Annotated in this window: 8 protein-coding genes; 3 read left to right on the top strand and 5 right to left on the bottom strand. The window is 45.8% G+C overall.

Annotation, left to right across the window (positions count from 1 at the left end):
• Positions 1–104: 104 nt before the first annotated feature.
• Positions 105–830 (bottom strand): triose-phosphate isomerase, encoded by a 726-nt coding sequence (gene tpiA, locus LAY41_RS16125; RefSeq protein WP_249099816.1) that lies wholly within the window; start codon positions 828–830, stop codon positions 105–107.
• A gap of 332 nt (positions 831–1,162) precedes the next feature.
• On the bottom strand, positions 1,163–3,319 hold the full coding sequence (locus tag LAY41_RS16120; RefSeq protein ID WP_249099813.1) for a polyribonucleotide nucleotidyltransferase: 2,157 nt from the start codon (positions 3,317–3,319) through the stop codon (positions 1,163–1,165).
• A 253-nt stretch (positions 3,320–3,572) separates the two neighbouring features.
• Between LAY41_RS16120 and LAY41_RS16115 the strand changes: the two genes are divergently transcribed.
• A complete protein-coding gene (locus LAY41_RS16115; RefSeq protein WP_249099811.1) occupies positions 3,573–6,851 on the top strand; it encodes a DEAD/DEAH box helicase in 3,279 nt (1,092 codons plus the stop codon).
• A gap of 7 nt (positions 6,852–6,858) precedes the next feature.
• On the opposite strand, the gene LAY41_RS16110 is transcribed toward LAY41_RS16115, so the two are convergent.
• Positions 6,859–7,005, bottom strand: coding sequence for a hypothetical protein (locus tag LAY41_RS16110; RefSeq protein WP_249099809.1), 147 nt, complete (start codon positions 7,003–7,005; stop codon positions 6,859–6,861).
• A 366-nt stretch (positions 7,006–7,371) separates the two neighbouring features.
• Positions 7,372–8,274 carry a sulfotransferase family protein gene (locus LAY41_RS16105; RefSeq protein ID WP_249099806.1) on the bottom strand — a complete coding sequence of 301 codons (903 nt, stop codon included), beginning with the start codon at positions 8,272–8,274 and terminating at the stop codon, positions 7,372–7,374.
• A 73-nt stretch (positions 8,275–8,347) separates the two neighbouring features.
• On the opposite strand from LAY41_RS16105, the gene LAY41_RS16100 reads away from it, so the two are divergent.
• Both LAY41_RS16100 and LAY41_RS16095 read left to right on the top strand, forming a co-directional pair.
• Entirely contained in the window at positions 8,348–9,211 is an 864-nt protein-coding gene (locus tag LAY41_RS16100) for an SWIM zinc finger family protein (RefSeq protein WP_249099801.1), read from the top strand.
• Entirely contained in the window at positions 9,208–9,684 is a 477-nt protein-coding gene (locus LAY41_RS16095; protein ID WP_249099798.1) for a hypothetical protein, read from the top strand. The genes LAY41_RS16100 and LAY41_RS16095 overlap by 4 nt, the downstream gene beginning before the upstream one ends.
• A 357-nt stretch (positions 9,685–10,041) precedes the next feature.
• Here LAY41_RS16095 and LAY41_RS16090 read toward each other — a convergent pair whose 3' ends face one another.
• Positions 10,042–13,722, bottom strand: a complete 3,681-nt coding sequence (locus tag LAY41_RS16090) for a WD40 domain-containing protein (protein WP_249099794.1) — start codon at positions 13,720–13,722, stop codon at positions 10,042–10,044.
• Positions 13,723–13,945: the final 223 nt, after the last annotated feature.

Below are 13,945 nucleotides of genomic sequence, written 5' to 3'. Positions count from 1 at the left end.
GTGGGCGTAAATAAACTGAACACCCAGAAACCCGGTTTCTCAAAGAAACCGGGTTTCTAAGGGCACGGCAGTTTTACGTTTAATTATGCCCACCTACTTATTAACTACTGATAATTGACAATCCGAGCAAAACTGTCCGGTTGCAGACTCGCACCTCCCACGAGGACTCCATCGATTTCTGGCTGGGCCATAATTTCGTCGATATTATCCGGCTTGACGGAACCGCCGTACTGAATCGGCACATCAGGATTAGTTAGCTGAGAACGAATTAAGCCAATCACCCGGTTTGCTTCCTTAGTCTCGCAGGTATCGCCAGTGCCGATCGCCCAAATCGGTTCATAAGCGATGATGAGATTGTGTTGATCCACACCAATCAAGCCTTTTTCCAACTGGGTGACGATCAGCGCTTCGGTTTCGCCAGCATCTCGTTGTTGCTTGCTTTCGCCCACGCATAGAATCGGCGTAAGGTGGTAGCTTTGAGCTGCTTTGAGCCGTTTGTTAACAGTTTCATCGGTTTCGCCAAAGTATTGACGCCGTTCGCTGTGACCGACGATGACATAACGCACCCCAATTTCGGTTAGCATGGTGGCCGAAATTTCACCAGTGTAGGCTCCACAATCTTCCCAGTGGACGTTTTGGGCACCCAGTTGCACGCGACTTCCGTGCAAACTCTTGGATATGATGCCCAGATCGGTGAAGGGAGGGCACAGAACTATTTCCCGATCATCCGGGGTTTCTTCTAGACTGTGCATAAATCCTTGCAAAAACTCCAGAGCTTCTGTCTGGGTTTTGTACATTTTCCAGTTGCCAGCGATGACGATTTTTCGCACGGGTACTCTGAAGTACGAAGACTAATAAACTTAAACACCAGTTTACGGCTTTCTGGCGATCGTTTTGCGCCTGCGTCCTCAAATGTTACAGATCGCAAACCCGGTAACTTCTGCTCAGTATTGCATGGTAGGGGCGGGGAAAGCAGATAACCCTTCTGTCGAACAAACAATCTCTAGGGCAAAACCCGCCCCTACAATCAGACAACATATACAAGTCTGTTGCTACCCGACTTGGATTTAACTCACAATTCAAAACTTTGCAGCAAAGGTAAAAAGCAAAAGCGAAAAGAAAACAGTCTTTCTTTTGCTTTTTTCCTTCTCACTTTTGCTGCTTATCGTTTGGCCGAACTATTAGCACGAGCTGCTGCGGCTTCATCCGGGTGAATTCCCAGCCGTGTAAGATTGATACGTCCCTTGTTGTCGATTTCGCGTACTTTGACAATCACTTCATCGCCTACTGCCACTTCATCTTCCACTTTGCCCACTCGGTAATCCGCCAGTTGGGAAATGTGAATCATTCCTTCCTTACCGGGCAGAAATTCCACAAAAGCACCAATGGGGATAATCCTGGTGACGCGACCGGCATAAACATCTCCTTCGTTCAGCTTGCGCGTCATGTTGAAGATAATACTGCGGGCTCGTTCTGCCTTTTCCACATCTAGGGCAGAAATGGTGACTGTGCCATCATCTTCAAGGTCAATTTTGGCTCCAGTTTCCTCTGTAATACCCTTAATCGTCTTGCCACCAGGGCCAATAACAAGGCCAATGAGGTCTTGATCGATTTTGAGGGTGAGTAGGCGGGGGGCAAATGGGGACATTTCGCTGCGCGGTTTGTCGATCGCACTCAGCATTTTCTCCAAGATGTGCAGTCGCGCCGGACGAGCTTGATTGATGGCTTTGGCGATTACATCTAAAGACAGACCATTGATTTTCATGTCCATCTGCAAAGCCGTAATGCCGGTATCCGTGCCTGCCACCTTGAAGTCCATATCGCCCAGGAAGTCTTCAATACCCTGAATATCCGTGAGGATACGAATTTCTTCGCCTTCCTTAATCAAGCCCATAGCGGCACCGCTGACGGGTTTGGAAATGGGAACGCCAGCATCCATCAATGCTAGGGTGGAACCGCATACGGAACCCATCGAGGTGGAACCGTTGGAAGAAAGCACTTCCGAGACTACGCGGATGACGTAGGGGAATTGTTCTTTGGTAGGCAATACGGGGACTAGGGCTCGTTCTGCCAAGGCTCCGTGACCGATTTCCCGGCGTCCGGGGGCACGCATGGGTTTGGTTTCTCCCACTGAGTAAGGCGGGAAATTGTAATGGTGTAGATAACGCTTGGCATCTTCTGGATGGAGGTCATCTCCCATTGCTTGGGCATCGCCTGGAGTTCCCAGGGTGACGGCGGACAAGACTTGGGTTTGTCCTCGGTTAAACAAACCGCAACCGTGGACTCGTCGGGGTAATAGTCCGACGCGACAAGAGACTGGTCGCACTTCGTCGAGTTTGCGACCATCGACGCGGACGCCATCTTCGACGATTTGGCGGCGCATCATCTGCTTGGTGATGTCTTTGAAAAGGTTGCCCAGCGCTTTGCTGTCAGAGGCTGTGATGATTCGGATGGGATCTTGTTCAGGCAGTTCTGCGATCGCACTTTGCACAGATGCTTTAATCTCATCCAATGCTTGATCGCGAGCGGCTTTCTCCAGTTCAAACCGGGACAAGATGCTTTTGATCGGACTTGTGGCGCGATCGCGAATAAAATTCGCCAGTGTTAAGTCTACTTCCGGTCGCGTCTCGTAAACCTGCTCAATGCCTAGTTCTTTGAGCAACTCTTGCTGAGCAGCAATTAGATCCCGCACCGCTTCATAGCCAAAGTCAATAGCTTCAATGATGTCTGCTTCTGGCAACTCGTTTGCCCCCGCTTCCACCATAATCACGCCTTCGGGAGAACCTGCTACGATCAAATCCAAATCCCCGGCATCCATCTCCGCGTATGTGGGGTTAATAATAAAGTCATCCCCAACCAATCCTACCCGCACCGCCGCCATCGGCCCATTGAACGGGATCTTGGCTAACAGCACCGCTACGGAAGCACCAGTCACAGCCAGCACATCGGGCGGTACTAGCTCATCCATTGATAGCGTTGTGGCGACAATTTGAATGTCATCTCGCAGCCAACTGGGAAACAAGGGACGCAGCGGTCTGTCAATCAGACGGCTCGTGAGAACCACTTTTTCTGGCGGACGGCCTTCCCGGCGCAAGAAACCGCCTGGAATCCTACCGGCGGCATACATTCTTTCTTCGTAATCCACCAACAAAGGTAGAAAATCGATGTTCTCTCTGGCACTAGAGCGAGTTGCCGTCACTAATACGGTCGTCTCTCCCGATTGAATCAACAAGGAACCACCAGCCTGTTGAGCAAGGAGGCCAACCTTCAGTCGAATATCCCTTCCATCAAAGGATATAGATTTGTCTATCTCTACCATTCGGTCCTTTTGTATTACACTTCTTTATCTGTGGCAATCCTAGCACTGATCTAGGGGCTAGGGGCTAGAGGAAGAGGGGCTAGGGGCTAGGGGCAGAGGGGCAGAGGGGCAGAGGGGCAGAGGAGCATAGGAGAAAAGAAATAAAAATGTTCTTAAAATGAACAAAAGCATAGCAACTCCGAAAGAGCCAAAATCCTTTCATCCAAAATCGAATGATTGAAACTGTTTAGAAAAAAGTTTGAGAAGTTTTTAAATGGCAATTTTACACGGTAGTTGGTTAGTTCAATCTCAGGGTGGCTATCTATTCATTTGGGGAGAAACTTGGCGCAGAATTGCTGCTGGAGCGTCTTCTCAATCTGGAACTGTGCCGCCTCATCCATTGGCGATGAATCCAGCGGATCTGATCGCCTACTTGAAATCTTTACCTCATCTGAGCCAGGTTTTGCCTGATGATGTTTTTCTACCAGATGAAGCATCTTCTAAAGCAGGTAAAACTGTTACCAAGCAAAGTCGGAAAACAAAGGTTGCTAGCAGCGATATTTCTCTATCTTCGAGGCGATGGCAATTACAAACTTTGGCATTACCAAGTCATATCGATCGAGGAAATAACGAGCCAATTTCTCCCTGGAATTCTGGGACTGCACTCTCAGAAAGTACAGGTGAGGAAACTTCGTCTTGGCAATATCTGTATCCTTGGCAAGTTGAGGGAATTTGTCTGAATTCCCTGGAAGCGATCGCATTTTTGACTGCTTTGCCTCTTGGCTCAGTTAATGGATCTGACTCGTTTTTGGGCAGAGATTTACGTTTTTGGTCGCATATAGCGCGGTGGAGTATCGATTTAATCGCTCGGTGTAAATTTTTACCAGTACTTAACAAAAGTGAAGATGGGAATGCGATCGCTTCCTGGCAACCAGTTATCGATAGCGCCGCCGATCGATCTCGTCTGCAAAAATTCGCCCAGCAGATGCCCACCGCTTGTCGCACTTATCAAAAACTGGGAGAGAAATTTTCATATCCCAATATCGATTTGCCACCAGAACCAAAAGAACTGTTGCTGCAATTCTTAAGTAACACGATAGATGCCAAAGTGCGAAATGTTGTCAGTACACAGTCTCCACCAGCGACCGAATCGATTGTGGGAGAGTGGCTGAAAGGGTTGGGAAGCGAGTCTGGTACTATGACGGCAGAAGCCCAAGCAGTAGAACGTTTGCAAGCAACCCTCAATAGCTGGATTGCACCATTAAAACCATTCTTGACTGGTCAAAGTTTGTTTTGCACCTGCTTTAAAGTTCATCCTCCAAGACAGGGCGAGACAGACTGGACGTTAGAATATTGTTTGCAAGCCGTAGACGATCCAGAATTTTTGGTAGATGCGGCAACTATCTGGAATAATGCAGTTGAGCGTCTCGTTTTCCAAGGAAGAAATATCGAATTACCCCAGGAAACTTTTCTTAGAGGTTTGGGTTTAGCTGCTAGACTAATGCCTGTTATTGAACCCAGTTTGGAAACTCCATCTCCCCAGTCTTGTCGCCTCAATCCCTTGCAAGCATACGAATTTATCAAAACGGGTTCTTGGCGCTTCCAAGATAGCGGATTAGGGGTAATTTTGCCGCCCAGTTTAGCAAATCGCGACGGATGGGCAAGTCGTTTAGGTTTGAGTATAAAAGCAGATACTCCCCAAATCAAAAAGAATGAGCGTTTGGGTTTGCAGAGTCTGCTGAACTTTAAGTGGGAATTATCTATTGGCGGACAAAGACTATCCAAGAAGGAATTCGATCGCTTGGTAGCGCTTAAAACTCCACTAGCGGAAATTAACGGGGAGTGGGTAGAATTGCGACCCCAGGATATCAAAGCAGCACAAGCATTTTTTGTCAGTCGCAAAGACGATGTGGCCCTCTCCCTGGAAGATGCTCTGCGCCTTGGTAGCGGGGATACTCAAACAATTGAAAAACTGCCAGTTGTCAGCTTTGAGGCATCGGGGGCGCTACAGGAGTTGATTACCACTCTAACTGGTAATAAGAAGGTAGAAGCGATCGCAGTTCCTGCCACTTTCCAAGGTCAATTGCGTCCATATCAAGCATTAGGTGCTGGGTGGCTAGCTTTTTTAGAGCGTTGGAGCTTAGGTGCTTGTCTCGCAGACGACATGGGATTGGGAAAAACCATTCAGTTGATCGCATTTTTACTTTATCTGCAAGAACAGAACACACTGGAAAAACCAACATTAATAGTTTGCCCAACATCAGTTTTAGGTAACTGGGAAAGAGAAGTAAAAAAATTCGGCCCAACTTTAAAACTGTTAGTGCATCACGGTGATAAACGCGCTAAAGGAAAAGTCTTTGCTAAAGCAATCAAAGATAAGGATTTGATTATCACCAGTTATGCACTAGCTTTTCGAGATGCCAAAGATTTGCAGAGCATTTCTTGGCAGGGTGTAGTGCTAGATGAAGCCCAAAACATCAAAAATCCAGAAACAAAGCAGTCCCAGGCTTTGCGGCAATTGTCAAGTACATTTCGCATTGCGTTGACAGGAACGCCAGTGGAAAATAGGCTGCAAGAACTATGGTCAATTTTAGATTTTCTCAATCCAGGTTATTTGGGGCAGCGTAATTTCTTCCAGCGCCGGTTTGGAATTCCCATTGAAAAGTACGGCGATACAAATTCTTTAAAGACACTGCGATCGCTCGTCCAACCATTTATCCTTCGTCGCCTCAAAAGTGACCGCGAAATAATTCAAGATTTGCCAGAAAAACAAGAAATGACCGTATTTTGCGGTCTGGCTGAGGAACAGGCAGCGCTTTATCAAAAATTGGTCGAAGAATCTCTAGCTGAAATTGAAGAATCTGATGGTATTCAACGACGAGGAATGATTTTGGCGCTGTTAGTAAAATTGAAACAAATCTGCAATCATCCAGCGCAATTCTTAAAAGAAGCAACAGTAGGCGATCGACATCGTTCTGGAAAGCTTCAGCGTCTGGAGGAAATGTTGGAAGAATTAATTTTGGAAGGCGATTCCCTACGCAACGGCTTCGCCGAACGCGCCTTAATTTTCACTCAATTTGCCGAATGGGGAAAACTGCTCAAACCGCATTTGGAAAAGCAACTTGGCCGAGAAGTCCTGTTTTTATATGGCAGCACTACCAAAAACCAAAGAGAAGAAATGATAGACAGATTCCAAAACGATCCGCAAGGGCCAAGAATCATGATTCTTTCCCTCAAAGCTGGTGGTGTTGGCCTTAACTTGACGCGGGCAAATCATGTTTTTCACTTCGACAGATGGTGGAATCCCGCTGTAGAAAATCAGGCAACAGACCGGGTATTTCGCATCGGTCAAACTCGCAATGTTCAAGTGCATAAATTTGTCTGTAATGGCACTTTGGAAGAAAAAATACACGATTTGATTGAAAGTAAAAAAGCACTAGCCGAACAAGTTGTAGGTGCTGGCGAACATTGGCTGACCGAATTGGATACCGATCAATTGCGTAACTTACTATTGCTCGATCGCAGTGCTGTGATTGACGAGGAGGCAGAATGACAAATAGCTATACTGAAATCAGTTTTGACTTAGACCGAAAACCGCTGTTATGAGGTACACTAGCAGCAATTATCAAACCGATAAATACAGCGGTTGCCTTGGTATTTACAGCGGCTTGCAGCCGCGTGAGGTACAATAAAATGATTTTCTTCATAGCGCGTTCGTAGGGGCGGGTTTGGCAAATAATTTGTGGCTAACCGACAAGAATCATGGCAAAACCCGCCCCTACAATTTACCTGTACCTCACCCACTTGCAAGCCGCTGTATTGTACCGCATTACAGCGGTAACCGCTGTATGAATAATTGTAAGGTAGGCCGTGCACACCCCAATACTGTTCGGATCGGTTCTAAGCGCAAACTTTCGTAGGTTGGGTTTCGTTACAGCGGCTTGCAGTCGGATGAAGTACACGGCAGAAACCCGGTTTCTATGTACCTCACTCATCTGAAAGGCGCTGTATTTCAACCCAACCTACAATTTTTAAACAGAACAGTATTGGTGTCCACCCTCAAAGCTCAAAACTCAATCAAGTTCTTCCGAATAGAATTTTTCAAAAATCGGTCTACACCTATCTCTAATCAACAATTTTTGTTTTTCGTTAAACACTTGTCTTAAACTCAAATCCCGTCCCAGATCAATTTTATTTCCCACATATCCTTGTTTTATGTAATAATTAAACTCCCTATTAATTTTTACAGTCTCGGTATTGAGGTAATGATAAATATTAGTAAGGGTTGCTTCAGTACTTAGAATTAAATCTTCATAGCGAATGACTAAGGATTTATTGCCTTCATACAAAAACTTAAATCTACGATCGTGATAACTTAAATATAAGTTGATGGCTGTTTGCAGATCTTCTCCGGGAAAGCGTTTATAAATTGCCGCTACATTAGCGATCGGGTTGCGAATTATGGTGACGATCTTTGTTTGGGGATAAAGAGAGCAAATCCAAGGGGAAAGATAGAGATGATAAGGAGTTTTTTCTCCAAAAATTATCTTATTTTTATGTGCGATAGGAACCAGCTGGGAATAGACCGTGTTAAACATTTCAATTAGAGTAAGTTCGCCTTTTTCAGCTTTACTTAAAATCGGGGAAGGATCGAGATAATCCAAATACTGTGTCAACCAATTCTCTTGAGTTTGTCCAACATCGCTTAAATAATATCTATCGTGCAGTTTAGCTAAATATTTCTTTGCCTCCACTGCGGGAACTAGATATTCAGCCGATGGCAGATGTAGCAAGTGAGATAAAACTGCATAAATCCAAGCATTAGACAGCTTTCTAAAACCTTTGCTCCGTGCATATATGTGGAATATAAAGCTTTCGTTGAGAGCAAAAACTTGAGAATGTTCAGATAAAAGAGCGCATAATAAAGTCGTTCCACTGCGTTCGCTACCAAAAATAAACAGATTTGGTTGTATCATGGTAAATGATCTCCTACAAGCTTTAGGTCATCAGCTTCAAAAACTAGCCCTTAAACCATAATCGAGTATAAAAATGAACCGCCTTTCTAATATATATCATAAGGATGACGGTGCAGCACTCCTGCCTAGTCGCGAATGGTGGGTAGAACGCTGGCTGGAACTCCTAGATTCCTACCGTTTCAAAAAGCGTTTGGAACGTGCGCGGGTCTATGCAAGGCAGGGAAACGTCCTCAGCATAGAGTTTCAAAGTCAAAAGGTATTTGCCAGAGTTCAGGGCACAGAAGTAGAACCTTATCAAGTTTCTATATGGCTGGAATCGTTCACCGATGAAGAATGGCAATATGTAATTGAAACCATGTCGCAAAAGGCGATATTTTCTGCTAAACTATTAGCAGGAGAAATGCCAACCAATATTGAGCAAGTCTTCACTGGAAATGGTTTGAGTTTGTTTCCATTCCGGTTGGATGATGTTCGCAGCCAGTGTAGTTGTCCCGATCAAGCTAATCCCTGCAAACATATTGGAGCGGTATATTATTTGTTAGCCGATCGCTTCAGCGAAGACCCCTTTGTATTATTTCAGCTGCGAGGTCGCACTAAGGAACAAATTATCGAAGCACTTCGACAGATGCGAAGCCGAGGATCTATTGAGCAGGGTAACAAGGGAGAAGCTGCTATTTCCCAACCCCAATATCCTCTAAAAATTGATCGGTTTTGGCAATATGATGAGCCTTTAGAATCTTCCCTAGTTGTGATTGTACCGCCGCCAAGTAGCGAGACTGTTTTAGATGTTTTGGGAAATATCCCCTTAACAAATGATGCTACCAAAAATCCCGAATCTAATACGGCTTCAGCTAAGGTAGTGATGCAGTATTTGGATAGTGTTTACAAGGCGGTGAGTCAGCAGGCAATTATTTCGGCAATGAAGGTAGGAGAATGACTAGAAACTTTCACTATCAATTTGCCAAACACTATCTCAGCGAACTATTAGGGCCTCTGGGTGAAGTAATAGTCAGTCGAGAAGTAACTGCTGAAGTTCGTCAAATAGATGTTTGGTTTTCACCAGGCACAGCACCGACAACCAACTTGGAATTTTTGGGTTTGATTGCTAAAATGGCTTCAACTGCCTGTCTGATCGAGCCTTTCCGAAATCCGCCAAACTGGTCGGAAGTGCGTCGATGCCTGATAAAATTATTTGCCATGCAAAGCGATTTTCAGCGGGAAGAAAGATCCGTAACAGAAGATGAACTGCCTCGTTTGTGGATTTTATCGCCTTCTTGTTCTGAAAATGTACTAGATGCTTTTGGTGCGAAACTTGACCCAGAAGGAAATTGGCCTAGTGGGGTTTATTTTCTACCAGCGGGATTGCGATCGGCCCTGGTAGCAAGGTTTGGTGGGGAATCTAGTAGTTGATACCAAATCCGCAACGATTACCCCCTTTATAGCTAGGGACTAGGGGCTAGGGACTAGGGGAAGAAGGGTTTAGAATCCGCCAACGTTTCAGGAATTCAGAATGTCTTAACGGACGAGAGCGGTTGCTATATGTCGATCGGCTATCGGCTATAGAGACGTTTCATGAAACGTCTCTACAATAGACCTCTCCAAAAAAGAATGTAGAGACGTTGCATGCAACGTCTCTACGAGGGTTACAGGTAACGCACCTTTAATTTCTGGAGAGGTCTAATGTTTAGGCCAAAAATTAAAGGGGAAAACCAACCCGGATTTGGTATGAGAGGACGAAGGAGCCGATCGCGCTTTTCCTTTCCTCAGCTATTGAGAATATTGCCCTGATGGTGGGACAGTCAGAGTGCGATCGCGAATCCAAATATTTTTCGCATAGGTTCTATACCATTGACCCACTCCATCGCACAGATGGCGATCGCTCAGATCCACCTTTGCATTCGTCCGCAGATAATCCCGCACCCAATCGCAACCATATCCCAGTGGGTCAAGATTGAAAATATCCTCCACATTCCACAAAATCACCGTCTTATCCTGACCCGCCGAAGCGATCGTCTTCCCATCAGGACTAAAGACAACTCCGAAAACCCCATTGCTATGTTCCCTTAAGGTACGAAGCTCTTTACCATCACTCTGCCAAAGTTTGACCTTACCGTCTAAATCTGCCGAGGCAATTATCTGACCGTCAGGACTGAAAGCAACTCCCCAAACCCCAGCGCTATGGCCCCTAAAAGTATAAAGCTCTATGCCATCCGTGTGCCAAAGTTTGACCGTGCCGTCTAAACCTGCCGAAGCAATTATCTTTCCGTTAGGACTGAATGCTACTCCTGCTACCTCGTTACCATGTCCGCTTAGGGTATGTAGAAGCGCGTAGTGCGGTTTCCCGTCGGGTACAACCGTAATATCTTGTCCCCAAAGCTTGACCGTACCATCCAAGCTTGTCGAAGCTAGAGTCTGCCCATCGGGACTGAACGCGACTCCGTAAACTTCATCTTTATGACCTTTAAGGGTGGCGAGTTCGGTGCCGTCAATCTTCCATATTTTGACAGTTTTGTCCCCACTCGCCGAGGCTAGAGTCTGACCGTCGGGGCTAAAATTAACACTGAAGACGCGATCGCTATGGCCTCGCAAAGTCCTGATCAGGCTACCATTCAGTCGCCAGAGTTTGACGGTGTTGTCATAACCGCCCGTAGCAATTGTCTCTCCATCAGGACTGAAATCAACACCGAAAACTTTATCGTTATACCTTTGGAAAGTTCTTAGCAGGCTACCATCTCGCCGCCAGAGTTTGATGGATTTGTCCCCACTAACTGTGGCAATTGTCTCTCCATCAGGACTAAACTTCACTGTGTAAACCGGAGCTATATGACTCTTGAGAGTCTTGTACAAAGCGCTGTCAATCTTCCAAAGTCTGATCGGCCCATTCCAACTGGCTGAGGCGAGCAAATTCCCGTCAGGGCTAAAAGCAACTCCGTGGACTATATCCCCAGTTCCATCAAGGGTCTTGTACAAAGTACCGTCAATCTTCCAGAGTTTGATGGTTCTGTCTCCACTCGCTGAAGCAACGAGTTGACCGTTGGGGCTAATTGCCACTTGGTAAACCGCATCGCTATGACCTTGGAGGGTATTTAGCAGACTACCGTCAATCTTCCAAAGTTTGATCGTCTTGTCCCAACTTGCCGAAGCAAATATCTTTCCGTCAGCAGAGAAAGTAACTCCGTAAACTCGATCCCTATGTCCTCGCAGAGTCTTTAGCAGTCTACCGTCAATCCTCCAGAGTTTGATCGTCTTGTCTTGACTCGCCGAGGCAATCAGCTGACCGTCAGGGCTGAAAGCGATCGCATAAACTTCTCCCTGATGCCCTTGGAGCGTTCTCAACAACCTGCCATCTCGCTGCCAGAGTTTGACGGTTTTGTCTCCACTCGCAGAGGCAATCAGCTGACCGTCAGGGCTGAAAGCAACGTCCCAAACTGTAGCGCTATGACCTCTTAAGGTTGTAGGGGCGAAGCATTTGGGCAGTAGATTTGTGTCTTTACCAGAGGTTGTCACCTCAAATGCTTCGCCCTTACATATGTTCCAGAGTTTGACAGTTTTGTCCCTAGAGCTGGAGGCAATTAGCTCACCATCAGGACTGAACGCCACTCCCCAAACAGTACCGCTATGACCTTTAAGGGTTCTCAGCTCTGTACCATCTCGTTTCCAGAGTTTAACGGTGTTGTCCCCAGAGCTGGAGGCAATTAGCTCGCCATCGGGACTGAAAACTGCTTTAGTAACTTCATTGTTCTGCCCTGACAACTGATTGTACTCAACGGCTCCATAAACTGCTTGCTGTAGAACCTCCTCAACCTGATGCTCGATCTCTGCGTTTGTACCACCGAGTTTTTGCAGTTGTCGCTTTGCTCTGATTGCTTCTACTAGCGCATCTAATCCTTGATTCGAGGCAAATAGAATTTGAGAAGATTTAGCGAGGGCTTCGATCTCGCTTTTTGTGGCTTGACGGTACTGAGAATAAGTCGCTATCCCCAACAGACAGGCAAGCAGCAATGCCATCGTAATTACAATAAGTAAGAACTTTTGTCGGAAGGCGCTTTTTTTCTCCAGTGCTAATCTCTTTTGTTCCTCTGCCAGTCTTTTTTGTTCTTCTGCCAGTCTGGCTTCAACTTCTTTAGCTCGTTCTGCCTCTAACCGCATTTCAACTTCGCGTCTGTCTAATTCAACAGAGGCAGCTAAGAATTGATAATCCAAATCGCTCAAGCTTTTACCCAGCGTCCAGATTTGGGCTTCTTTAAGAGCTTGTCCCCGCAACAGTCGCGAACCATCCTGTTGTTTGGAAGCCATCCAAGCGTCATAAGCCTGGGAGTAAGGACGCAAACAATTGAGTTGTTTTTCGACCCATTCCAGATTGAAAACTTCTTGATAAATCGGGTTTCTTACTTTCAGAAAACCTTGCCCTTTTAGCAATAAACCTGACAGCAGGAGTTCTACTTGTTCTCGACTGTCATCTGTTGGTATTTCCACACCTTGTAAGATTTGCTGATATATGCCCAGCAATCTGCCAGCGCGTTGTTCGTTTCTGAGCAGGCGATCGCGGATCGTCTTTAAATGCTCTGGCTCATCTTGGGATTCCCACTTGTGGATAATGTGCGATCGGACCACCGACTCCACCCAAAATCCCTCCATCCCCGTAGGAATATTCAAAACATCGTTGAGCGGTTCGCAACTACCTCTAAGCAACTTACATAACTTTTGCGTTAAAAATGGCTGTCCTCCTGTCCACTCCAATACCTCTTTTAATACTGTCTGGGTATTTTCAATATAAGTTTCTAATCCTTTAGCTAATGGCGCGGCTTCTTCAATGGCAAATCCATTCAGATCGATCGCTTTGCCTATATTAAACGGGGTGCGATTTTTATTTATTATTAAATCGGAAGGTGTCGCCACCCCAAATATGACCCATGTAATCCGGTTGTATTCCGGCGCGATCGCCCTTTGGTTATAGCAGAATCTGATCAGTGCAAAAAAGTCATCTACCGGAAAATTTAGGCTGAGAATACTATCTATTTCATCAACAAATATAAAAATTCTATCTGTGGGAAATTGCACCAGCAGCACTTCAGAAATAAACCGGCTCAATCTCTGGAGATAAGAGAGTTCTTCTTCCTCGCGCCACCAGGCTTTAAAATTCAGTTTTTTAACAAGATTGAACCCCGACCATAAGTCAGCAACTACTCCCTTATACCATTGCAGTGGGGTAATATTTTCGCTGCCGATCCCAGTCATGTCGAGCGCAGTGCAGCGGAATCCTTCTTGTTGGAGGCGATACTTGATTCTCACCAGCAGGGAGGATTTTCCCATTTGCCGCGAGTTGAGGACGTAGCAAAAATCTCCCTTTTTTAAGGCTTCATACAGTTCGCCATCAGCTTGCCGCTCCACATAGCTAGGAGCATCTTTTTTCAGACTACCACCAATCTGGTATTCGTAACTGTTCATCGTCTGCTTATCCCCTTGTCCTTCGATCGTGTATTAGTGTTCAGTTTACGCAAAATGCCGTCAGTTTAGTTGCACAGTTTGGTTAAATTTGATAAACTAGGCTATCGCAACTATCGAGGTAAAAAACTAGGTGATATCGTGTCCGGTTGCATCGTTAGTACATGATTGAGATCGTCAAATTGTCTGTTGTCATCGTTGGTTAAATTTTTACCGCAGATGAAGA

The organism is Argonema galeatum A003/A1, from assembly GCF_023333595.1.
GTDB lineage: Bacteria > Cyanobacteriota > Cyanobacteriia > Cyanobacteriales > Aerosakkonemataceae > Argonema > Argonema galeatum.
Note: the sequence above shows the minus strand (reverse complement) of the source record. Positions and strands in the feature narration are given on the sequence as shown.

Coding starts and splice junctions, on each gene's coding strand:
- LAY41_RS16120 (WP_249099813.1), bottom strand. CDS start 3,319: ATGGTAGAGATAGACAAATCTATATCCTTTGATGGAAGGGATATTCGA.
- LAY41_RS16115 (WP_249099811.1), top strand. CDS start 3,573: ATGGCAATTTTACACGGTAGTTGGTTAGTTCAATCTCAGGGTGGCTAT.
- LAY41_RS16110 (WP_249099809.1), bottom strand. CDS start 7,005: ATGAAGAAAATCATTTTATTGTACCTCACGCGGCTGCAAGCCGCTGTA.
- LAY41_RS16105 (WP_249099806.1), bottom strand. CDS start 8,274: ATGATACAACCAAATCTGTTTATTTTTGGTAGCGAACGCAGTGGAACG.
- LAY41_RS16100 (WP_249099801.1), top strand. CDS start 8,348: ATGAACCGCCTTTCTAATATATATCATAAGGATGACGGTGCAGCACTC.
- LAY41_RS16095 (WP_249099798.1), top strand. CDS start 9,208: ATGACTAGAAACTTTCACTATCAATTTGCCAAACACTATCTCAGCGAA.
- LAY41_RS16090 (WP_249099794.1), bottom strand. CDS start 13,722: ATGAACAGTTACGAATACCAGATTGGTGGTAGTCTGAAAAAAGATGCT.